The organism is Mesorhizobium sp. ANAO-SY3R2, from assembly GCF_042466635.1.
Lineage (GTDB): Bacteria > Pseudomonadota > Alphaproteobacteria > Rhizobiales > Rhizobiaceae > Aminobacter.
Genome location: NZ_CP159955.1, coordinates 2953015 through 2974908 on the forward strand (window position 1 = coordinate 2953015; position 21894 = coordinate 2974908).

The window sequence follows — 21894 nt, forward strand, 5'->3', positions numbered from 1 at the left end:
GGCAATCGCAAATGCTGCAGCGCAAAATCATCTCGGCGTCTCTCGCTTCGTCAGGAGAAAGGCGAATTGAGCTTCCGTCCGGTCAGGCAGATCGACGCAAGGCGGCGAAATAGAAGCCGTCGGTGCCGCTCCTTGCCGGGGTCAGCGACAGCCCCTGCCGGCCAAACCGTACGACGTCATCCCGTCCGGGGAAACGGCTGGCCCACAGCGCATGGTGATCAACCGGCGCGAATGCCTTGTTGCGTGCGAGGAACGCCTCGACCTGGTCGGCATTTTCCTCTTCGAATACCGAACAGGTAATATAGACGACCAGCCCGCCGGGCTTCACATAGACGCTGGCCGCATCGAGGATGGCCGATTGCTCGCCCCGGCGGACGTCGAGCTGCCTCTCCGTCAAGCGCCACTTGGCATCGGGCCGACGCCGCCAGGTGCCGCTGCCGGTGCAGGGCGCATCGATCAGGACGAGGTCCATGTGGCCCATGAGCGGCGCAAGCTCGGATTGGCGGGCAACCACCTGGACGTTGCGGTTGTCGGAACGGCGCAGGCGATCGAACATCGGCGCAAGGCGCGACTTCTCCGAATCATGCGCGAAGATCTGGCCACGATTGTCCATGGAAGCCGACAGTGCCAACGTCTTGCCGCCGGCACCCGCACAATAGTCGAGCACCTGCATGCCGGGCATGGCCCCCGCGAGTTCGGCGGCGAGCTGCGAGCCCTCGTCCTGGACCTCGAACCAGCCCTTCTGGAAGGCTGGCTCGGCCTGCACATTGGGATGGCGGCCGCTGCCGTCGATCGGCGGGATGCGTACGCCGTGCGGAGCAAGCGCAGTGTGTGCTGCACCCGTGCCTTCGAGCTCGGCAATGACGCGCTCGCGGTCGGCCTTCAGCGTGTTCACCCTGAGGTCGAGCGGCGGGCGAGCGGCAAGTGCTGCACCTTCCACCACCCAGTCAGCACCGAAGGCACGCTCCAGCAGCGGGGCGCACCAGTCCGGGCTGTCGGCGCGGACGACGTCAGGCGCGTCCGCCAGCTTGCGCTCGGCAATCGCCTTCAGTTCGGATGCGTCGAGGGGCTCAGGTGCGAACTTGTCGCCGTCGAGCGCTTGATTGAGGGCAGCAGCTGACTGGTTCCATTCGAGCAGAAGGGCGCCAAATCCGAGGGCGCGAGAGGTTTCGCTGTCGAGCAGCCAGCCGGCGGACCGCTTGCGGCGCAGGGCGTCGTAGACGATGTTGCCGATCGCCGCGCGGTCGCCGGCGCCAGCGAAACGATGCGACAGGCCCCAATCCTTGAGCGCGTCGGCAGCGGGCCGGTGCCGCCGCTCCATGTCGTCGAGAACTTCGATGGCCGCAGCCAGCCTTCCGCCAAGTCGCATATCCGGTGATCCCTATTTCGGCTTACCCGAGAGACCGCCTGAGTAACGCCGTGCGGCTGCATGCACAAGCGGGACACCGATTTTATCGGACACTTCAAAGCAACTCGAACCTAAACATTTCGTAATGCTGGAACATGGCCGGCGTTCCAAGGGTTTATCGGGACGTCGCGGAAAATCGCTACCCAATCGAGGCTCAAGATGAAAAACCTTGTTCTTGCTTCCATCATAGCGGTCGCCAGCGCCATGTCCGGCATCATGCCGTCAGAGGCGGCCATGCCCGTAGCCCCGGTGCAAGCACCGGCCGCCGGCTCGACGGCCCTGAATGTGGACTACTATCGCGGGCCGTATCGGAGCTACTATCGCGGGCCGTATCGCAGCTATTATCGCGGACCGTATCGCAGCTACTATGGCCGCAACTACTATGGTGGCTGCCACTACAGAACCGTCAGGCACTATCGCAACGGCCGGGTCTTCTACAACCGCGTCAGGGTCTGCTGACGACCGCAGGCGGGCGTCCCTCCCCGCCCGCTTCGGCACAGCCGGCTGCAGCACATGGCACCACCGCGCCATCGCAGCCAACAAGACCTAGGCCTGGCGAGAGCAGGCGCGGATCGCTCCGCGCCTGTTTTTAGCTGATCGAATGTTCATGACTTGAGCCGCGGACGGCGCAGATCATCCACCGACCGCAGTCGCTATCGCCGCATTGAACTCGGCGAGCACCGCCTCGTCGGCGGCGGAGCGCTGCTTGCGCGACTGCACCAGGCAAGCCTGCGAGCGCAGGATGACGCCGTCGGACAGGATCTTGAGATGATTGGCGCGCAGTGTCGAGCCGGTCGAGGTGATGTCGACGATGACGTCGGCGGAACCCGCGGCCGGAGCACCTTCGGTCGCGCCCAGGCTTTCGACGATGCGATAGACCTGGATGCCGTGCATCTGGGAAAAGAACTGCTGGGTCAGGCGCCAGTATTTGGTCGCGATACGCAGGCGGCGGCCATGGCGCTGGCGGAAATCAGCGGCGACGTCATCGAGGTCGGCCATGGTGTCGACGTCGAGCCATATCTCGGGGACAGCGACGATGACGTCGGCATGACCGAAGCCAAGGCGGGCTATGATCTCAGCCTTGCTCTCCCAGTCGGCGAGGTTTTCACGGACAAGGTCCTCGCCGGTGATGCCCAAGTCGACATTGCCCTGGCCGATCTCGCCTGAAATCTCGGAAGCCGACAGGAAGGCGATCTCGATATCCGCCCTGCCCTCGATGGTGGCGCGGTAGCGGCGGTCGTCGTCAGGAAGGTTGACGGTGAAGCCGGCCTTGGCAAGCACCTCGAGCGCTTGTTCCTTGAGCCTCCCCTTGGAGGGGAGCGCAATCGAAATCGGCATCAGTTGGCCTCCCTCAAGGCTTCGATGCGGTCGAGCCAGACGGAGAAGCCGACGCCGGGAATGGGCTTGGCAGCACCCAGCAGCGTCAGCAGCCGGTCGTAGCGGCCACCACCGACCAGCGGGCGGTCGCGGGCGGGACCGGAAATCTCGAAGACCAGGCCGGTGTAGTAGTCGAGCGGGCGACCGAAGGCCGCGTCATAGCGGACGCTTGCCGGGGCGATGCCGTGGCCGGCGATAGCCTTTGCACGCGCGGCGAAATTGTCGAGTGCGGCACCGAGCGCGAGGCCCGCACCGGCGGCAAAGTCCTTCAGCGCCACAGATGCCTGGTCGAGCGAAACGTCGATGGCAAGGAACCGCTCCAGCGCTTCGAAGGCGTCGCTCGACAGGCGCACGCTGCGCAGCTCGGCCTTTTCGATCAGGCGGCGCGCGATGTCGGTTGGCGTGCGGCCGGCCGATGGCGAAAGACCAGCCTCCTGCATGCCGGCGGCGATGTGGGCGGCGAGCGCGTCGACGTCGCCGTCAGCGACCAGCGATGCGACAGGTTCGGCAAGGGCCGAGCCGCGAGTCGGGGCAGAAAGATCCTCGAGGGCTGCCGCCAGAAGCTCGTCCGAGCCAAAGGCGCGGGCCAGCCGCATGCGCCAACCGCGCGGCAGGCCGAGCGCTGCCAACACCGCCTCGAAAATGGCCTGGTCGCCGATCGTGACGCTGAGGTCACGGCCGGGCAGGCAGAGCGTCAGCAGCGCATGGGCATCGGCCACCGAGCGCGCGTCGGCGGCCGCGATGTCGGTATCGCCGAGATCCTCGACGCCGGCCTGGAAGAACTCGCTGCCGCCTTCTCGGCGCTGGCGGAAAACCTCTCCGAGATAGGAATAGCGCCGCGGCGTGCCCGATTGCGTGCGGATGTGGTCGAGGCAGACAGGAATGGTGAATTCCGGCCTGAGGCAGAGTGCAGCACCGGTCTCGCTTTCGGTGAGAAAGATGCGACGGCGCAAATCCTCGCCGGCCATGTCGAGGAAAGGATCGGCCGGCTGCAGCACCGGCACGTCGACCGGATCGGCGCCGCGCGCGGCAAATAGCTTGACGATGTCGGGCGCGATGGCCGGATAGCGCGCGTTCATGGCCTTACTGCTTCACCCGATCTTCCGCCTGCGCGGCCAAAATCTTCTTCACTTCAGCGACGAGGTCGGCCTCGGGCACGGTGATCTGTGCCGGACGGGCGGCGCGCCACTCGGCATTGTCGGTGATCTCGGCCGACAGGCGCGCACCTTCGATCAGGTCCTTGATCTGGATTTCGCCACGCGCACGCTCGTCGCCGCCCTGGATGATGACGACGGGCGAACCTCTGCGGTCGGCGTATTTGATCTGCGCCTTCATGCCGGCGCCGCCGAGATACATTTCAGCCCTGATCTTTGCCGCGCGCAGCTCGGCGACCATCTTCTGGTAGCGGCCGAGGCTTTCGGTGTCCTTGTCCATGACCAGCACGACGACGGGAGCAATGACGTCTGACGTATCGAGCTTGCCGAGGTTCTTCAGCGCCGACATCAGGCGCGACACGCCGATGGAAAAGCCCGTTGCCGGCACCGGCTCGCCGCGGAAGCGCGAGACGAGGCCGTCGTAACGGCCACCGCCGCCGACCGAGCCGAAACGCACGATTTTTCCCTCGTCATTGGGGATCTCGGCTAGCAACTCGGCCTCGTAGACGGGACCGGTATAGTATTCGAGGCCTCGGACGACCGAAGGGTCGATCTTGATGCGGCCGTCATCATAGCCTGCAGCAGCACAAAGCGCCCGGATCTGTGCCAGTTCCTCGACGCCTTCGTTGGCTTCGATCTCGCCGGTCTCGATGTAGGCCAGCACCTTGGCGATGGCCGCATTGTCCAGCCCCGCGCCCTTGGTGAAGTCGCCCTCTCCTTCCGAGCCGCCATCCCAACGTCCCTCGCCGAGCAGCAGCCTGACGCCCTCGGGGCCGAACTTGTCGAGCTTGTCGATGGCGCGCAGCACGATCAGCCGGCGATTGGCGTTCTCGTCGCCGCCGAGGCCGATGGCCTCGAGCACGCCGTCCAAGACCTTGCGGTTGTTGACGCGGATGACATAGTCGCCGCGCTTGATACCGAGCGCTTCGAGCACGTCGGCCATCATCATGCACATCTCGGCATCGGCGGCGACGCCGGGCGTGCCAACAGCGTCGGCATCGAACTGCATGAACTGGCGGAAACGGCCGGGGCCGGGCTTTTCATTGCGGAACACCCAGCCCGAGCGGTAGCTGCGGTAGGGCTTGGGCAGCCGCTCGTAGTTTTCGGCGACGAAGCGCGCCATCGGCGCGGTCAGGTCATAGCGCAGCGACAGCCACTGCTCGTCGTCGTCCTGGAAGGAGAAGACGCCCTCGTTGGGCCGGTCCTGGTCGGGCAGGAATTTGCCGAGCGCGTCGGTATATTCGATCAGCGGCTGGTCGACCGGCTCGAAGCCGTAGAGCTCATAGACCTCGCGGATCGCCGCCATCATCTTCTCTACGGCCCGGATGTCATCCGCACTGCGGTCGACGAAGCCGCGCGGCAGCCGCGCTTTCATCTTTTCCGATTTGTCGGCCATGGTCGAGTTTCCGCGATTTTTCCAGATATTTCGGCCGCTGACGCGGCGCGCCGTGTCCTAACCGAAATGGGATGGAGCGGCAAGCGCCCGCCACAATGGAAGGCCGACGAGCCACGGAAAAGCAGAAACATTTCCTCATTTTGACCGACATCATATCGATACTGCCCGGCGAGAGAAGGCGCAGCATCTTGGAAGTGGGGACACGGAAGATGGCCACGACAACCCATGACGACAATCCGGCGCTCGCGCGCCCAGGTCCAGTACAGCCTGACGGCGATACAAGCCGCAACGCCGCGCCGACGATCGGCGACACGCTGTTGACCGTGCTCCTAGTGATCTACCCGGCACTCGGCGCGCTCGGCTTGATCGGTGTCGGCTTGCTGCTTGCCGGCGTGAGTGCCTGACCCGCAACCTCTACACCGGCCGCTTGAAGCGCTGGCGCTCTTCCTCGACCTTGTGCCGGCACATGCAGCCCTCGATGTGGTCGTTGACCAGCCCCATCGCCTGCATGAAGGCATAGACGGTTGTCGGGCCGACAAAGCTCCAGCCGCGCTTCTTCAATTCCTTTGAAATCCGCGTCGAGGTCGGCGTCGTCGGATTGGCGATCAGCGTCGGGTAATCGACCACTTGCGGTCGCTCGTCCGCGCCGGGCTCGAACTTCCAGAACCAGGCCGCGAGCGATCCGGCCTCGTCGGCGAGTTCGCGGGCGCGCCTGGCATTGTTGATGGTCGAGACGATCTTGCCGCGGTGGCGCACGATGCCGGGATTGCCGAGCAGGCGCTCGATGTCGCTCTCGCCATACTCGGCGACACGGTCGAAATCGAAACCGGAAAAGGCCTCGCGGAAATTGTCGCGCTTGCGCAGAATCGTCAGCCACGACAGGCCGGACTGGAAGCCTTCGAGGCAGATCTTTTCGAACAAGCGGTGCTCATCGGCGACCGGGCGGCCCCACTCGTTGTCGTGATAATGCAGATAGTCCGGCAGCGTTCCGGGCCAGAAACAGCGGGTCGCACCATCCGCCCCAAGCATCAGGCCTGTCTTGTCGTTTGCCATTTCGAATCCGTTTGTTAACTGCGAGCGGCGCTGATTTACCCGTGCTTTACCAGACTCCTGAACCGGCTGGTAACCACACCAAATACTTTCCTGACAATTCGGCATTTTAAGCAACCCGATTCACTTTTCGGTTGGAACGCCGTATCAAACATGGACCGGAACCGGGTCAGGCAGTGCTGCCCCGCGACGACGACCCGTGTTGAGAGTGCATTGATGAAGAAATTTCTGATGCTGCTGGCCTCAGCCGCCCTTCTGGCGGAGCTTGCCGCGCCAGCGCTGGCCTATGACCGCTATGCCGAACGGCCGCCCGTGGTGGTGAGCCCTGACCTTTCCGCGCCCTGGGTGCTGCAGCTTGGCCGCAACCCGGCCGAGGTCATGCCGAAGCGGCAATTGCGCGAGCAGAAGGCACAGCTTCAGGTCAGGCCAGTGGCGCCCGCCCAGGTGCAGCCCGTCGCCCTGCGCGCACCGGAGAGAAAGTCCGTCAGGCCAAAGATCAACCCGATCTACCTGCCGCAGCAGGTCGCTTATGACGGCCAGGAAAGGCCCGGCACGATCATCATCGATACGATCGAGAACTTCCTCTACCTGGTGCAGGAAGACGGCCAGGCTCGACGCTATGGCGTCGGCACCGGCAAGCCGGGCTTCGAATGGTCGGGCACCCACAAGGTGACGTCGAAGCGCGAATGGCCCGACTGGCGTCCGCCGGCTGCGATGATCGAGCGCGAACGCGCCAAGGGCCGCGTGCTGCCGGCGATGATGGAAGGCGGTCCCGACAACCCGCTTGGCGCGCGCGCGCTCTATCTCGGCTCGACGCTCTACCGCATCCATGGCACCAACCAGCCCTGGACCATCGGCGGAGCGGTGTCGTCGGGATGCATCCGCATGCGCAACGAGGACGTGATGGACCTCTACGAGCGGGTTCCGGTCGGCACAAAGGTCGTCGTCAGATAACCAACTGTTTACGGGGGCGGAGCCGGGTCGCGAGATCGGGCTCCCAAGCAAAAAGGCGGCGCGGCGGAAGATCGCGCCGCCTTTTTCGCATCAAGAACTGACCTGTTTCAGAGCCTCAGAACGTCCGACGATATCCGGAACACGCCCGGCTGCTGCGCGCTGGACATCAATCCGTTGGTGACGATGATCGGCGTGCCATCAGGCACACGCGCGTAAAGGTCGATGATGTCCTGGTTGATCAGCCGCACGCAGCCCGAGGAGACGGACCTGCCGATCGACCACCATTCCGGCGAGCCGTGGAGCCGGTAGAGCGTGTCCTTGCCGTTCTGGTAGATGTAGAGCGCACGCGCGCCGAGCGGGTTGTCGACGCCGGCGTCCATGCCTCCGTTCCAGACGTTGGTGCCGCGGACCTGGCGGGCGCGATATTGCTCGAGATCCGGCCGGCGGTCGATCATCTCGTTGGGCGGGAACCAGCGCGGCCATTCCTGCTTCCACTGGATCACGCCGCGGCCCGCCCATTCGAAGCCCTGGCGGCCGAGGCCGACGCCGTAGCGGATCGCCTGGCCATCGGCCTGCACCAGATAGAGAAAGTGCTGGGAGGTGTCGATGACGACGGTGCCCGGCGCTTCGCCAGTGGGATCGCGCACGACCTGGCGATAGAAGCGCGGATCGACCTTTCCGATTGGTACGGCAGGGATTTCATGGCCGCCATCGGACACGGCCGCATATGTCGAGCGGGCATTGCCGGCGCCCGCATAGGCGCCCATCTGCAGCCAACTCCCCGGATAGGCCCGAACGCTACGCGAACCGGCAGTGCTGCAGGCGGAGAGTGCGATAGAGGCTGCTGCTGTAGCTGTCATGGACAGCAGTTCACGTCGACTGATCACTGACATCGGACGTCCCCACATATTGAGAAATCCAGAACGCGCGAAACAATCGCATGTTCCACCGTCGATGTTCAATCAGTGGCTGTAGTACCGCTTTCGGATAGGATCAAAGCCCCGCCGGTTTGTCCCCGCCATAGGCCCAATCGAGCAGCTTGACGGTATGGACCACCGGCAATTTGGCGGCCGAGGCGATCTGGGTGATGCAGCCGATGTTGCCGGTGGCGACGAGTGCCGCGCCGGTAGCCTCGATATTCTTGACCTTGCGGTCGCGCAGCTTTGCCGAAATCTCCGGCTGCATGATGTTATAGGTGCCGGCGGAGCCGCAGCACAGATGGCCCTCGCGCGGTTCCTTCACGACGAAGCCGGCGCGCGCCAGCAACTCCTTGGGCTCGCGCACGATCTTCTGGCCATGCTGCATCGAGCAGGCGGAATGGTAGGCGACCGTCAGCCCCGGCTTGCGCACGGGTTCAGGCAGGTCGAGGGTGGCCAGATATTCGGTGACATCCTTGGCCAGCGCCGACACGCGCGCGGCCTTGTCGGCATATACAGGGTCGAGCCTGAGCATGAAGCCGTAGTCCTTGATCGTGGTGCCACAGCCCGAGGCGGTGATGACGATGGCATCGAGGCCGCCATTTTCGATCTCGCGCGTCCAGGCGTCGACATTCTGCCTGGCCGAGGCAAGGGCGGCTTCCTCGCGGCCCATGTGGTGCACCAGCGCGCCGCAGCAGCCCTCGCCCTTGGGCACCACCACTTCGATGCCGAGACGGGTGAGCAGCGAGATCGTCGCCTCGTTGATGCCGGGCTCGAGCACCGGCTGGGCGCAGCCGGTGAGGATGGCGACGCGGCCTTTTTTGCCACCCACCGCTACATGAGTTCCAGGCGATGCCATCGGCGACGCCGTCGGCACCGAATTTGGGGCCAGCCTCAGCATCGCCGCGAACGGCTTCAGCGCCGGCACGCCGTCGAAGGCCCTGACAAATGGCCGGCCGAGCTTCGCGAGCTTGAGCGCCGCGCGGAAGCGCGCGGGATAGGGCAGTACGGCCGCCAGCACCCCGCGTGTAAAGCGGTTCATCAGCGGGCGGCGATAGGTCTTTTCGATATGGGCGCGGGCGTGGTCGACCAGATGCATGTAGTTCACGCCCGACGGGCATGTCGTCATGCAGGCAAGGCAGGACAGGCAGCGGTCGATATGGGTGACAATCTCCTTGTCGGCCGCACGCCCGTTCTCAAGCATGTCCTTGATGAGGTAGATTCTTCCACGCGGCGAATCCAGTTCGTTGCCGAGCGTCACATAGGTCGGACAGGTCGCCGTGCAGAAGCCGCAATGCACGCATTTGCGCAGGATCTTTTCCGACTCCTGGACATGCGGGTCAGTGAGCTGGGCGGCGGTGAAATTGGTCTGCACGGCGTTTGAGGCTTTCTTGCTAGATCAGCCAGCTCTGGGGGTTCTTGATCGGCTCGCCGCGGCCCAGCGCCTGCAGGCCCATGATGCAGCGGACGATGAACCAGACGGCGACGGCAAACATCAGGACGAAGCCGATGAGCACGACCATCAGCACCAACGACACCAGCCCATAGAGAAGGCCGATCCAGAAGGTGCGGATGAGCCAGGTGTAGTGGCTCTCCACGAACCCGCCGGCCTTTCCGCGGTTCATGTAGGCCAGGATGATGCCGACAATACCGCTGATGCCGATAACCAGGCCGGCAAGGTAGAGGATGTAGATGATCTGGACGTTGGTCTGGCCGGGTTCGAGCCAGCGGTCGGTCTGGCGCGGCGTGGCGGAAGGTGGTGCGTCGGTCACGATGTGGCTCCCTCTGTTGCACGCGCCAAGGTAGCAGAGTCGGCGCCCTGCACCATCCGGCCCGGATTGAGGATGTTCTTGGGGTCGAACTCGGCCTTGAGGCGGGCCGAAAGTGCTGCCAATGCTGCCGATTGCGGCTCGAACACCTGCAGCGCGGCACGCCAGACGGCAGGCGCGCGCACCAGCGTGGCGTGGCCACCGCCGAATTTTTTGATCAAGGCGCGCAGCAGCTCGGCCTCCGGCTCGCCTTCCATGCGCAGCCAGACGAGACCGCCCTGCCAGTCGTAGAAGGCGTCGGCCGCCGCCTGCATGCGCAGCGCCAGCACCATGTGGTGGGCGTTGGCCGGCGGCATCGACACGCGCCAGACCGGCTTGTCCGAGCCGTCGGCGAACGGGCGGCAATCGCGCACGTCGCGCCAGAGTGCCTTGGATGCTTCGCCTGCGATCTCTTCGATCGGGCCGGCGTTTTTCAGCAGGTCCTTGAGATGCGTAATGCGGTAGGCGACGGAGGGGCCAAAACCCTCGACCCGCAGCAAGGTGGCGGGATCGCCGCCAAGGCTGCCGTCAGCGACCCGCGCGGCCATGCGTTCGGGCAGATGGGCGGCGGACGACACCTCGCCGCTGGAGCCCATGGCGAGCGCCATGGCGGCGGCGGCATGGTCGTCGAGCAGGCCGCGAATGGCGAGCGTGGTCTCGCTTTCGGCCGCCGGCAGCACCTTGAAGGTTACGTCGGTCAGTACGGACAGCGTGCCCCAGGAGCCGGCCATGACCTTGGACAGATCGTAGCCGGTGACATTCTTGACGACGCGGCCGCCCGACTTGAACGCCTCGCCCCGGCCGGAAACCGCATGGATGCCGAGGATATGGTCGCGCGCAGCCCCCGCCTTCAGCCGGCGCGGACCGGCGAGATTGGCGGCAAGCACGCCGCCGATGGTGCCCCTGCCCGGCTCACCGCCGAGCAAAGGCGCGTAGTCCATCGGCTCGAAGGCGAGTTGCTGGCCGCTTTCGGCAAGCAATGCCTCGATCTCGGCCAGCGGCGTGCCGGCCCTCGCCGAAAGCACCAGCTCGGCCGGCTCGTAGAGCGTGACGCCGGAGAGTTTCGACAGGTCGAGCGTATGTTCGCACTGCAAGGGCCGGCCGATGCCGCGCTTGGAGCCGTGGCCGAGGATTTCGAGCGGCGCATCTTCCGCAACCGCCCATTGGACCGCGGACAGGACCTCGGCTGCGGTGGATGGGGTGAAGGTGGTCATGGGCTCACAAATCCTAGGTTCCTCGCCCCCGCAAAGCGGGGGAGAGGTGCCGAGCGCAGCGAGGCGGAGAGGGGGACCGTCTGGGTCATTCGCCTTCCCTTCGGGATTGCCCTGCAGGCGCGAATACGAACTTCATGTCGGACGCAACGACATCTTCGGCAAGCCTACCGTCCAATACTGCCAGAATTGTCTCGCACACAGCCCTCATGTTTCGCAGCGCATCGCCACTCCAGAATCTGAGAACGGAGTATCCGTTGGCCCGCATGAACTCGTCTCTCCGCAGATCATGGCTGCTGCCGACATGCTGGCTGCCGTCGAGTTCAATGACAAGCTTGGCCTGCCGGCAGACGAAGTCCGCATAATAGGGGCCGAGCGGCACCTGCCGGCTGAACTTGTGCCCACCAAGCTTCTTGGCCTTCAGTTCATTCCAAAGCGTGGCTTCGGCCATGTTGTCGCCGCGACGAAGCTGCCGCGCCCGGGCAATGTCTTTTGGCGAGCGGCGGCTGGGAACAGCCCCCCTCTCCGTCTCGGGCTTCGCCCGAGCCACCTCTCCCCCGCTTTGCGGGGGAGAGGAACCCAAATCCTGAGATCCCGCCATCATCCCTCAAAACCTCGGAATATCCGGAAACGCCACCTGGCCGCGGTGGACGTGCATGCGGCCGAGCTCGGCGCAGCGGCGCAGTTGCGGAAAGACTTTTCCGGGATTGAGCAGGTGGTTGGGGTCGAAGGCGCATTTGACCCGCATCTGCTGGTCGAGATCGATCTCGTTGAACATTTCCGGCATCAGGTCGCGTTTTTCGACGCCGACGCCGTGCTCGCCGGTCAGCACCCCGCCGACCTTGACGCAAAGGCGCAGGATATCGGCGCCGAATTCTTCCGCCTTCTCGAGCTCGCCGGGCTTGTTGGCATCGTAGAGGATCAGCGGGTGCAAATTGCCGTCGCCGGCGTGGAAAACGTTGGCGACGCCGAGGCCGTAATGCTCGGACAGTTCGCGCATGCCGGCAAGCACGCGCGGCAGTTCCTTGCGCGGGATGGTGCCGTCCATGCAGTAGTAGTCGGGCGAAATGCGACCGACGGCGGGGAATGCCGCCTTGCGCCCGGCCCAGAAGGTGAGCCGCTCCTCTTCGGACTGCGAAATGCGGCAGGTGGTCGAACCGTTGCGGTGGGCAATGGCCTCGACGGCGGCGATGAGATGGTCGACTTCGGTCGCCGGGCCATCGAGTTCGACGATCAGCAGCGCTTCGACATCGAGCGGATAGCCGGCATGGACGAAATCCTCGGCCGCATGGATCGCCGGGCGGTCCATCATCTCCATGCCGCCGGGGATGATGCCGGCGCCGATGATGTCGGCGACGCACTGGCCGCCTTGCTCGCTGGTCGGAAAACCGATCAGCAGCGCCCGCGCCGTCTCCGGCTTCTTGAGGATGCGCACGGTAACCTCAGTGACGACGCCGAGCAGACCCTCCGACCCGGTCATGGCGCCGAGCAAGTCGTAGCCCTCGGCATCGAGATGCTTGCCGCCGAGGCGGACGACCTCGCCGTTCATCAGGACCATCTCGATGCCGAGCACGTTGTTGGCGGTGAGCCCGTATTTCAGGCAATGCACGCCGCCGGAATTCTCCGCGACATTGCCGCCGATCGAACAAGCGATCTGCGAGGACGGATCGGGCGCATAATAGAAGCCGTCCTGCTCGACCGCATGGGTAATGCCAAGATTGGTGACACCAGGCTGGGCGGTGACGGTGCGGTTGGGATAGTCGATCTCGAGGATGCGGTTGAAGCGGCTCATGACGAGCAGCACGGCATCCTCGAGCGGCAGCGCCCCGCCTGACAGCGACGTGCCCGACCCGCGCGGCACGACGCGGATGCCGCGATCGTTGCAATATTTGAGCAGCCGCGACACCTGCGCGACCGTTTCGGGCAGGACGACGACCAGCGGCAGTTGCCGGTAGGCGGTCAGGCCGTCGCTTTCGAAGGCGCGCATCTCGTGGACCGTGTCGACCACGCCCTCTCCCGGCACGATGATGCGCATGTCGGCAACGATCTCGGCGCGGCGCGCGAGCGTCGCCGCATCAGGCTTGGGCATGGCAATGCCGGACATCGGTCACCTGAACTGGGTCAACTGGTAAAATGCTTTTACCAGTAGTGCCGATAGCTTGCAAACCGGAAGAGGACGGCAGCGCTGCAAGGCGCCCCGACCACTCTTACGTAGCGTCAATCTGCCGCTGCCGGCAGTTCCAATCAAGAACGAGCGAAGCCTATTCGCCGGCCACCGCCTTCGGCTCGTCATGGGCGCGGCGCACCCGGCGCCCCCCCCACCAGACGAGCAGGACCGCAAGCGGCACGGCAGCGGCCGTGACGACCTCAGGCGCAAAGAAGTGATTCACCGTCGAGGCGCCCTTGGCGATGTAGGCGACTAGGCCGACGACATAGTAGGATACGGCGGCGACCGAGAGGCCCTCGACCGTCTGCTGCAGGCGCAACTGCAAGCGGGCGCGGTTGTTCATCGAGGCGAGCAGGTCGCGATTCTGCTGCTCGACCTCGACGTCGACCCACGTGCGCAACAACGTGGTGGCGCGGGTGATCTTGCGCGACAGGTTGGCCTGGCGCTCCTCGACCGAACGACAGGTGCGCATGGCTGGCGCAACCCGGCGCTTGAGGAACAGGGCCCAGGTGTCGTAGCCGGGCACGACCTCCTCATCGAGCGCTTCGAGGCGCTCGCGGACGATGCCGTCATAGGCGCGACTGGCGCCGAAGCGGTAGAGGCTGGCAGCGGCGTCGGCCTCGAGTTCGGCGGCGAGCTCGGTAAGGTCGCCAAGCAGGGCCTGGCTGTCGCGCGTCTCGGTCGCCTTCATCTCGCGAGTGATCAGGGCGAGCCGATCCTCGATGCGCCTGACACGACCGGACAGCGACATCGCCATGGGCAGGCCGAGCATCGCCAGCGTGCGGTAGGTCTCGATGTCCATCAATCGCTGCGACAGGGCGCCAGTACGGGCCGAGGAAAGGCCTCGATCGAGCACGAGGATGCGGGTCAGGCCATCGCCGTCCTGGCGAAAATCGGTGATGATCGCAGCAAGACCGTTCTCGACCAGCGAATAGCACAGGCTGCCGGGGTCGAAGCCGGAGATCAGTTCCTCGCTCGCCGGCGTCCACTCGCGGATCTCCAGCCGGATACCCGAAATGACCGTGCCGGGCGGACTGAAGCCGTGGCCGAAGGGCGAATCCTCAGGCGTGCGGCCGTTCTCGCTGAGCGGCCCCTCCCAGAGGTAGGTCGAGAACTCAGTGTGGCGCTCCCAGCGCACCGAGCCCTGGCCCCATTTCATCGCGTAGTGACGGGCATGGCGATCGGGGGCGGCGATACCGAGGCGGCGCGACAGCTCGCACAGCACGGCGTGGTCGACGGCCGAGCCCCCCTCGGTCATGAACGAGAGCTGGATCAGCACCCGTGGCTGCTCGACCAGGGGATGCGGCCGCGAATGGACTTCGCCCAGGGCGTCGGGACGCCCCTCATGGGCTGGAAATCCCATCACCGTGCCGGTGGCAAGCGTCAGGGACTCGAGCGTGGACGGATCTATCGACACCATTGGCTCCATCTGTGCACTGACATTCGAGGCTGTAGGCAAATTGGGTGCAACAGACAAACGTCAACTGCGGCGCGGCCGATAAGGGGGCCCTTGCTGCCAAGGGCCGCGCAGTGCCCAAAACTGGATAATTAATTTGACCAGCGGGCCACGCCACTCCTATCCTTGGCGCCCGAGCCAACCTGCGGACACGACCTTGAGCGACATCTTTTCCAGGATCGAGCATTCGCGGACGGCCGACGAGGTCGTCCAGCAGATCGAGAGCCTGATCCTCGAAGGCGTGCTGCGCGCCGGCGACAGGCTGCCCGGCGAACGCGAGATGGCCAAGCAGTTCGACGTATCGCGGCCGATCCTGCGCGACGCGCTGAAGGTGCTGGAAGGGCGCGGGCTGATGGTGTCGCGCCACGGCGGCGGCACCCATGTCGCCGATGTCATCGGCCAGGTGTTCTCCAAGCCGGTGATGGAACTGATCGTCAGCCACCGCAAGGCGGCCGCCGACTACCTCGAATATCGCCGCGAGATCGAGGGACTGGCGGCCGAGTACGCCGCCAAACGGGCGACGGCGGAAGACTTGGCGCTGCTCGACCGCATCATGGCGCGCATGGAGGCCGCGCACCGGCACGCCGATTTCCGCGAAGAGGCCGAGATCGACGTCGAATTCCACCATGCGGTCGGTGAATGCGCGCACAACATCATCCTGCTGCACACACTGCGCTCCTGCTACCGGCTGCTGTCGGACGGGGTGTTTCAGAACCGGCTGATCGTCTTTACGCAGCCGGCGGCGCGCGAGGCGCTCCTGGCGCAGCATCAGGCAATCCACCGCGCGGTCGTCGCGGGCGACCCTGCGGGTGCGCGCAAGGCGGCGATGGACCACATCAGCTATCTCGAACGCGCCATGGCCGAGGCCGAACGCAGCGGCGACTGGCAGCGCGTCTCGCGCCTGCGGCTCAGGCAGCGTATGGATGACGAGGAAGCGGATCGGAAGCGGCCATGAACGGCATGCACTATCTCGACGCCCGTGGCCCGGAGGGAATACGCATCTATGCCATCGGCGACATCCATGGCCATCTCGACCTGCTGACCACCATGCATGCCCGTATCGCCAATGAAATAGCCCGCGACCTGCCGGCGGACTGGCGTATCATCCACCTCGGCGACCTGGTCGACCGCGGCCCCGATTCGAAAGGCGTGATCGACTTCCTGATCGCCGCCACCGCCCATGACAACCGCAACATCGTGCTGACGGGCAACCACGACGTCGGGTTCCTCGATTTCCTCGCATTTCCCGACCCCGAGGGACTGTTCGCCCATAATGGCGGAGCGGAAACGGCGCGATCCTATGGCGTCGAATTGAGCTTCAGCGACCGCGACAGTCTCCACGACGGCCACGCGGCATTGGTGCGCGCCGTGCCCCAGAGCCATATCCGGTTCCTGCGCTCTCTGCCCTATTCGGCGTCCTTCGGCGATTTCTTCTTCTGTCATGCCGGCATCAAGCCGGGCATCCCGCTCGACTGGCAAGATCCCAACGACCTGATCTGGATACGCAGTGAATTCCTCGACTATCCGGGGCTGCATCCGAAAGTCGTGGTGCATGGCCACACGCCACAGGCAGAGCCCGAGGTGATGGCCAACCGGGTCAACATCGACACCGGCGTGTTCTATTCAGGCGCGCTGACCGCACTCGTCATCGACGGCGCGGACAAACGGCTGATTTCGGTGGAAGCGCCCGGCTTCAGCGGGTGGCGGTGACGCCGTAGCCGTCGACCACACGATGGTCGGCCGCCGCATCGGCGGCATAGATCCCGAAGCCGCCGAGCACGATTGCCGACAGCATGGCGAAGGACAGGAGCGCTGCTTTCAAGGGAGTCATCTCAGGTTGAGCTTCCTGTATTCTGCCACAGCAGAGTTACGAATAAGTTTCCGAAAAGTTTAGTCGACACCATCGACGCGCGGCATCGCGGCCGTGCTTCTAGGGTCGTTCTGTATCGGGCTTGTGTCGCGCGGGATTCCGAAATGGCTCATTCGCGATACCATCGCCGGCTGGCGCGGGGCTTTCTTTAGAAAGGCTTTTGGGCACAATCCAGCACGCAAACGTGCTTTCCACCGCAGATTATTTGCGGCGTGCCAAAAATGTCACGGGCGCTCGGGACCGCGCTTGGTTCGGGCCGGCGCGACCGGTCAGATCGCCGCCACCCAGGCGCGTGCCAACGCGAGCCCGACAGCGTCGGCGTCCGGACCGTGGCGGGCGGCTTCGGCGCCATGCCGCTCGGGCCAATCCGGGTTGCGCCTTGCGATCACGGCGGCAAACGCCTCGTTCCAGTCCCGCACCAACGCCCGGTCGGCCTCGAAGTGGAACTGGACGCCATAGCCGGCACGGCCGACGCGGAAGGCCTGGTTGTCGGCAACGGGGCTCGATGCGAGCCGAACCGCTCCCTCCGGCAGGGTGAAGGTGTCGTCATGCCACTGGAAGATGGGAAAGCCCTCGGGCAGATCGGCGAAGACCGGATCGTCCTGGGCTTCCTGCGTGAGCGAAATCCCATGCCAGCCGAATTCGGTGGCGCAGCCGATACGATTCTCGCCGCCGAAGGCACGCGCGAGCAACTGGCTGCCGAGGCAGATGCCGAGTACGGCCTTGTCCTTGCCAACGAAGTCGCGGGCAAGTTCTACCAGTTGCGGGAAGTAGGGCGAATGATCGTCGTCGATGGCATTCTGGCCACCGCCGAGCATGACCATCGCGTCGTGGCCGCCAGCATCGGCCGGCAGCGCCTCACCGAGATGGGCGCAGCACCGGTCGATCTCGGCGCCGGCTTCGGCAAGGGCGGCGCCGACCTGTCCAAGACCCGTGTCTACGAAATTCTGTACGACCAAAACGCGCATATTAACCCTTCTGTCAGCCAAGATGACAAAGCTTCGGTGAGCCGTATCATGCGGCCTCGAACGCAGCCAATAAGGATCGTCTATGCCACTGCAGAACCGCGTCGACCCGTTCGGCGACATCCATGCCGATCCGGCACGCGGCATGTTCACCGGCAATCGCGGCATCATCCACGATCCAGAGACAAGGACGCTGCTGACCCGCCGCTGGGCGACCAAGGCCTGGATCACCTGCGCGCTTCACTTCAAGGACGTGCGGCGCGTGCCGATGGGCCGCAATCGCGCCGGCGGCGGAACCGGCTGGACCGAACTGTTCTTCCTCGACGAAGTGACGGCATTGGCCGCCGGGCATCGTCCCTGCTTCTATTGCCGGCGCGCGCGGGCAAAGGCCTTTGGCAGCGCATATGGCCAAGCCTTCGGCGTCGCCAACGCCAAGGTCGGCGAGATCGATGCCCATCTGCACGGCGAGCGGCTGGGATCAGGCGGCAAGCCGGTCGAGGTCGACCGGCACGGGCTGCAGCTGCTGCCCGACGGCGCCATGGTTTCCGACGGCGAAGGCGACTACGCCATCCATGACGGCAAGGCCCTGCGCTGGTCGTTCTCCGGCTATGGGCAAAGGCTGGACTTTGATGAATTTGGCGAACGCGAAATGTGCATCATCACACCTGCGGCGACACTTGCCGTGCTGAGACAAGGCTATCGGCCGGAATGGCACCAGAGTGCTACGCCTTGACCGCAGCATTGCCCTGTCGCATCACTCGGCCATGCGCGCAAACTACAAGATGCAACGGCTTTTCGTGCCGAACGACCTCGCCAACGGTTCGGCCTTCGACGCCGACCCGCAGCAGAGCCACTATCTCGGCAATGTGCTGCGCCTGAGCGAAGGCGCGGAGGTACTGCTGTTCAACGGCCGCGACGGCGAGTGGACGGCGAAGATTGCCGCCCGCTCCAAGAAGGCGGTGCGGCTCGAAGTGCTCGAACTGCAGCGGCCGCAGCCCGCGCATCCCGATCTCGTCTACTGCTTTGCGCCGCTGAAGGTGGGCCGCCTCGACTATCTGGTGCAGAAGGCGGTGGAGATGGGCGCGGGTACGCTTCAACCCGTCGTCACCCAGCACACGCAAGTAAAGCCTGGCATCGACCGGTTGCGCGCCAATGTCGTCGAGGCCGCCGAGCAATGCGGCATCCTCGCCGTCCCCGAGGTTCGCGAGGCCGAAAAACTCGACCGGCTGCTCGGCAACTGGGACAAGGACCGGCGGCTGATCTTTTGCGACGAGGATGCTTCGACCAACAATCCGATGGCCGCGCTAAAGGGCATCGAAGAGCGCAAGCTTGGCCTGCTGGTCGGGCCCGAAGGCGGCTTTTCCGAGGACGAGCGCCGGATGTTGCGCGCTCTGCCTTTCGTCACCGCGATTCCGCTGGGACCACGCATCCTGAGAGCGGATACGGCGGCGGTGGCGGCACTGGCGGTGATCCAGGCGACCATCGGCGACTGGTAGCCTGCACCGGCGACCTTTGCTGCACGATGGTCAAGGCATGGACTTGCAAAACGCTCTGGGCGCAAAGAAATCATTCAATATCTATTGACGAAGGCTCAGGATTTTTCGCTTGATCGGCGAGCGCTCGATCGTCCATCAAGCGCCGCGGTTCTTCCGCCCCTCAGGAGAAGCATAAATGGCGCGCGACACCACTGATTCCCGGCCCATCGAGGGGATGGAGGAGCTTGTCGACTACATGGCCGCCGGTAACAAGCCGCGCGACAAATGGCGAATCGGCACCGAGCACGAGAAGTTCCCCTTCTATGTCGACGGCAACGCGCCGGTTCCCTATGGCGGCGACCGCGGCATCCGCGCCCTGCTCGAGGGCATGCAGAAGACGCTCGGCTGGGACCCGATCATCGATGCCGACCGCATCATCGGGTTGGTTGAGCCGACCGGACAGGGCGCGATTTCGCTGGAACCCGGCGGACAGTTCGAACTGTCGGGCGCACCTGTCGAGACGATCCACCAGACCTGTCGCGAGGGCAACGCGCATCTGGCGCAGCTCCGCGAGATCGCCGAGCCGCTCGGCATCCGCTTCCTTGGCCTGGGCGGCAGCCCGAAATGGACGCTGGCCGAGACGCCGCGCATGCCCAAGTCGCGCTACGACATCATGACCGCCTACATGCCGAAGGTCGGCACCAAGGGGCTGGACATGATGTACCGGACCTGCACGATCCAGGTGAACCTCGACTTCGAGAGCGAAGCCGACATGCGCCGCAAGATGCAGGTGTCGCTTAAGCTGCAGCCGCTTTCGACGGCGCTGTTTGCCAACTCACCCTTCACCGACGGCAAGCCGAACGGGTTCCAAAGCTGGCGCGGCGACATCTGGCGCGACACCGACAACCAACGCTCCGGCCTGCTCGAATTCTGCTTTTCGCCGGAGTTCGGCTTTGCCGACTATGTCGAATGGGCGCTCGACGTGCCGATGTATTTCGCCATCCGCAACGGCCACTACCACGACATGACGCATGTGACTTTCCGCCAGTTCATGGCTGGTGCTGCGCGCAACGACATTCCCGAGGGCATGCCAACCATGGGCGACTGGGCCAACCACCTGTCGACCCTGTTCCCCGATGTGCGGCTCAAGCGCTTCCTTGAAATGCGTGGTGCGGACGGCGGACCTTGGCGGCGCATCTGCGCCCTGCCGGCCTTCTGGGTCGGGCTGCTCTACGATCCGGCGACGCTCGACGCGGCCGAGGCGCTGACCGCCGACTGGACCTACGAAGAAGTGCTGGCGATGCGCAATGCGGTGCCCGAGCAGGGCATCTCCGCCCCGTTCCGCAACACCACGCTGCGCGAGGTTGGCCGCGAGGTGCTGGCCTTGTCACGCCGGGGACTGGTCAACCGCGGCCGCAAGAACCGCGAAGGCTTCGACGAATCCGGTTTCCTCAACACCCTCGACGAGGTGGTATCGCGCGGCACGACAAGTGCCGAGGAGATGCTTAACGCCTATCACACGCGCTGGGGCGGTTCGATCGAGCCGGTATTCCTGGAGTATGCGTACTAAGCGCCTGGCGGCGGCGAAAGTCCCTTCAATCCCCTGCGGAAACGCACTACGCTTCCTCCCCGGAAATGACCCGAGGAGGAAGACATGCTGCCCCTGTTCGAAATGCTGGCCAATGCCCAGAACGGCAACGGCATGGAGGCGCTGGCGCGCCAGTTCGGGCTCAGCCAGCAGCAGACGCAGGCCGCAATAGACGCGCTGATGCCCGCGTTCAGCCAGGGTCTGAAGCGCAACGCGTCGGATCCCTATGGCGTTGGCTCATTCCTGCAGGCCATGGCGAGCGGCCAGCACGCCAAATATTTCGACGACGCGAGCCGCGCCTTCTCGCCCCAGGGTGTGGACGAAGGCAACGGTATCCTCGGTCACTTGTTCGGCTCCAAGGACATCTCGCGGGCGGTGGCCAGCCAGGCCGCTCAGGCGACCGGCATCGGCCAGGACGTGCTCAAGCAGATGCTGCCGGTGATCGCATCGATGATCATGGGCGGACTGTTCAAGCAGTCGACCGGCCAGATGCAGGCGCCAGGCGGCAGCAGCAATCCGCTGGGCGACATTCTCGAGCAGATGATGCGCCAAGCTGGTGGAATGAGGGGCGGCATGATGGGCGGCGCCCAGCAACCGCAGCAGGCCCCGCAACAGACACAGGCGCCGGACCCGTTCGACAACCCCTTCGGCAAGGTGCTGAAGGACATGTTCGGCGGCGGGCAGGCACAGCAGCCGACCTCGAACCAGCAGCCGCCGCAGCAGAACCCCTATGGCGACAATCCGCTGGGCAAGATCTTCGAACAGATGCTGGGCGGCACCAACCGCACCGCTGAGCCCGATCCGCAGCCGCAGGCCCAGGCCAACCCCAGCGGCCGGCCGAAGAACCCCTATGACGACCTGTTCGGGCAGATGTTCGAGACCGGTCGCCAGCAGCGCGACGACTACCAGAAGGGCGTGGAATCGATCTTCGACCAGTTCAGCAAGGGCATGGATCGGTACCGGTGAGTCAATGGCGAAATAGCGAATAGTGAGTAGTGAGTTGCCCAAATCGCTATTCGCTATTCGCTACTGCCTCCCCCAACAAAAAAGCCCGGTCCTTGGGAGGACCGGGCAGTATGCAGGCAAGGCCGGCGGGGA

23 protein-coding genes are annotated in these 21894 nt (G+C 64.8%); 9 read left to right on the forward strand and 14 right to left on the reverse strand.

What is annotated here, in order from left to right; all coding sequences use genetic code 11:
• Window positions 1-82 precede the first annotated feature (82 nt).
• Window positions 83-1369, reverse strand: coding sequence for an RsmB/NOP family class I SAM-dependent RNA methyltransferase (locus tag ABSY17_RS19115; RefSeq protein WP_378944069.1), 1287 nt, complete (start codon window positions 1367-1369; stop codon window positions 83-85).
• Between the two features lie 198 nt (window positions 1370-1567).
• Here ABSY17_RS19115 and ABSY17_RS19120 point away from each other — a divergent pair, with 198 nt between their 5' ends.
• Window positions 1568-1867, forward strand: coding sequence for a hypothetical protein (locus ABSY17_RS19120; protein WP_378944072.1), 300 nt, complete (start codon window positions 1568-1570; stop codon window positions 1865-1867).
• 174 nt (window positions 1868-2041) lie between these two features.
• On the opposite strand, the gene hisG is transcribed toward ABSY17_RS19120, so the two are convergent.
• The 3 genes from hisG to hisS are packed head-to-tail and all read right to left on the reverse strand — an operon-like array spanning window position 2042 to window position 5335.
• The gene (gene hisG, locus ABSY17_RS19125) at window positions 2042-2746 is read right to left on the reverse strand and encodes an ATP phosphoribosyltransferase (RefSeq protein WP_378944074.1); all 705 of its coding nucleotides are present in this window, start codon (window positions 2744-2746) and stop codon (window positions 2042-2044) included.
• Window positions 2746-3864, reverse strand: a complete 1119-nt coding sequence (locus ABSY17_RS19130; protein WP_378944077.1) for an ATP phosphoribosyltransferase regulatory subunit — start codon at window positions 3862-3864, stop codon at window positions 2746-2748. Before ABSY17_RS19130 ends, hisG begins: the two co-directional genes overlap by 1 nt.
• 4 nt (window positions 3865-3868) lie before the next feature.
• Window positions 3869-5335 carry a histidine--tRNA ligase gene (gene hisS / locus ABSY17_RS19135; protein ID WP_378944079.1) on the reverse strand — a complete coding sequence of 489 codons (1467 nt, stop codon included), beginning with the start codon at window positions 5333-5335 and terminating at the stop codon, window positions 3869-3871.
• A 209-nt stretch (window positions 5336-5544) separates the two neighbouring features.
• On the opposite strand from hisS, the gene ABSY17_RS19140 reads away from it, so the two are divergent.
• Window positions 5545-5739 (forward strand): hypothetical protein, encoded by a 195-nt coding sequence (locus ABSY17_RS19140; protein ID WP_378944082.1) that lies wholly within the window; start codon window positions 5545-5547, stop codon window positions 5737-5739.
• Between the two features lie 10 nt (window positions 5740-5749).
• Here ABSY17_RS19140 and ABSY17_RS19145 read toward each other — a convergent pair whose 3' ends face one another.
• Complete coding sequence (locus ABSY17_RS19145; protein ID WP_378944084.1) at window positions 5750-6388, reverse strand: DNA-3-methyladenine glycosylase I; 639 nt, start codon at window positions 6386-6388, stop codon at window positions 5750-5752.
• A gap of 213 nt (window positions 6389-6601) precedes the next feature.
• Here ABSY17_RS19145 and ABSY17_RS19150 point away from each other — a divergent pair, with 213 nt between their 5' ends.
• Complete coding sequence (locus tag ABSY17_RS19150; protein WP_378944087.1) at window positions 6602-7339, forward strand: L,D-transpeptidase; 738 nt, start codon at window positions 6602-6604, stop codon at window positions 7337-7339.
• Between the two features lie 107 nt (window positions 7340-7446).
• Here the strand turns inward: ABSY17_RS19150 and ABSY17_RS19155 are convergent, their stop codons facing one another.
• The 7 genes from ABSY17_RS19155 to ABSY17_RS19185 all read right to left on the reverse strand — a co-directional run bounded on the left by ABSY17_RS19155 (window position 7447) and on the right by ABSY17_RS19185 (window position 14859).
• Window positions 7447-8199: a L,D-transpeptidase gene (locus ABSY17_RS19155; protein WP_378944090.1), complete on the reverse strand. Its 753-nt coding sequence runs from the start codon at window positions 8197-8199 to the stop codon at window positions 7447-7449.
• Between the two features lie 133 nt (window positions 8200-8332).
• Window positions 8333-9631, reverse strand: a complete 1299-nt coding sequence (gene glcF / locus ABSY17_RS19160; RefSeq protein ID WP_378944092.1) for a glycolate oxidase subunit GlcF — start codon at window positions 9629-9631, stop codon at window positions 8333-8335.
• Between the two features lie 19 nt (window positions 9632-9650).
• Entirely contained in the window at window positions 9651-10028 is a 378-nt protein-coding gene (locus ABSY17_RS19165) for a DUF4870 family protein (RefSeq protein ID WP_378944095.1), read from the reverse strand.
• Window positions 10025-11278 carry a glycolate oxidase subunit GlcE gene (gene glcE / locus ABSY17_RS19170; RefSeq protein ID WP_378944098.1) on the reverse strand — a complete coding sequence of 418 codons (1254 nt, stop codon included), beginning with the start codon at window positions 11276-11278 and terminating at the stop codon, window positions 10025-10027. The genes ABSY17_RS19165 and glcE overlap by 4 nt, the downstream gene beginning before the upstream one ends.
• An 85-nt stretch (window positions 11279-11363) precedes the next feature.
• The gene (locus tag ABSY17_RS19175) at window positions 11364-11726 is read right to left on the reverse strand and encodes an endonuclease domain-containing protein (protein WP_378944101.1); all 363 of its coding nucleotides are present in this window, start codon (window positions 11724-11726) and stop codon (window positions 11364-11366) included.
• A gap of 156 nt (window positions 11727-11882) precedes the next feature.
• Window positions 11883-13379, reverse strand: coding sequence for an FAD-linked oxidase C-terminal domain-containing protein (locus ABSY17_RS19180; RefSeq protein WP_378944103.1), 1497 nt, complete (start codon window positions 13377-13379; stop codon window positions 11883-11885).
• Between the two features lie 157 nt (window positions 13380-13536).
• Complete coding sequence (locus tag ABSY17_RS19185) at window positions 13537-14859, reverse strand: DUF3422 family protein (RefSeq protein WP_378952869.1); 1323 nt, start codon at window positions 14857-14859, stop codon at window positions 13537-13539.
• 196 nt (window positions 14860-15055) lie between these two features.
• Here ABSY17_RS19185 and ABSY17_RS19190 point away from each other — a divergent pair, with 196 nt between their 5' ends.
• Complete coding sequence (locus tag ABSY17_RS19190) at window positions 15056-15853, forward strand: FCD domain-containing protein (RefSeq protein WP_378944106.1); 798 nt, start codon at window positions 15056-15058, stop codon at window positions 15851-15853.
• Entirely contained in the window at window positions 15850-16608 is a 759-nt protein-coding gene (locus ABSY17_RS19195; protein ID WP_378944109.1) for a metallophosphoesterase family protein, read from the forward strand. The genes ABSY17_RS19190 and ABSY17_RS19195 overlap by 4 nt, the downstream gene beginning before the upstream one ends.
• Here ABSY17_RS19195 and ABSY17_RS19200 read toward each other — a convergent pair.
• Together ABSY17_RS19200 and ABSY17_RS19205 are read right to left on the reverse strand one after the other, a co-directional pair.
• Window positions 16592-16729 (reverse strand): hypothetical protein, encoded by a 138-nt coding sequence (locus ABSY17_RS19200; RefSeq protein WP_378944112.1) that lies wholly within the window; start codon window positions 16727-16729, stop codon window positions 16592-16594. The two genes, ABSY17_RS19195 and ABSY17_RS19200, sit on opposite strands and share 17 nt — an antisense overlap.
• A gap of 308 nt (window positions 16730-17037) precedes the next feature.
• Window positions 17038-17736, reverse strand: a complete 699-nt coding sequence (locus tag ABSY17_RS19205; protein WP_378944115.1) for a type 1 glutamine amidotransferase — start codon at window positions 17734-17736, stop codon at window positions 17038-17040.
• A gap of 82 nt (window positions 17737-17818) precedes the next feature.
• Between ABSY17_RS19205 and ABSY17_RS19210 the strand changes: the two genes are divergently transcribed.
• From ABSY17_RS19210 to ABSY17_RS19225, 4 genes are all read left to right on the forward strand, one after another.
• A complete protein-coding gene (locus ABSY17_RS19210; protein WP_378944117.1) occupies window positions 17819-18466 on the forward strand; it encodes a hypothetical protein in 648 nt (215 codons plus the stop codon).
• A gap of 31 nt (window positions 18467-18497) precedes the next feature.
• Window positions 18498-19229, forward strand: coding sequence for a 16S rRNA (uracil(1498)-N(3))-methyltransferase (locus ABSY17_RS19215; RefSeq protein WP_378952872.1), 732 nt, complete (start codon window positions 18498-18500; stop codon window positions 19227-19229).
• 175 nt (window positions 19230-19404) lie between these two features.
• On the forward strand, window positions 19405-20778 hold the full coding sequence (locus ABSY17_RS19220) for a glutamate--cysteine ligase (RefSeq protein ID WP_378944120.1): 1374 nt from the start codon (window positions 19405-19407) through the stop codon (window positions 20776-20778).
• Window positions 20779-20862: 84 nt separating this feature from the next.
• On the forward strand, window positions 20863-21762 hold the full coding sequence (locus tag ABSY17_RS19225) for a DUF937 domain-containing protein (RefSeq protein ID WP_378944123.1): 900 nt from the start codon (window positions 20863-20865) through the stop codon (window positions 21760-21762).
• Window positions 21763-21894 lie beyond the last annotated feature (132 nt).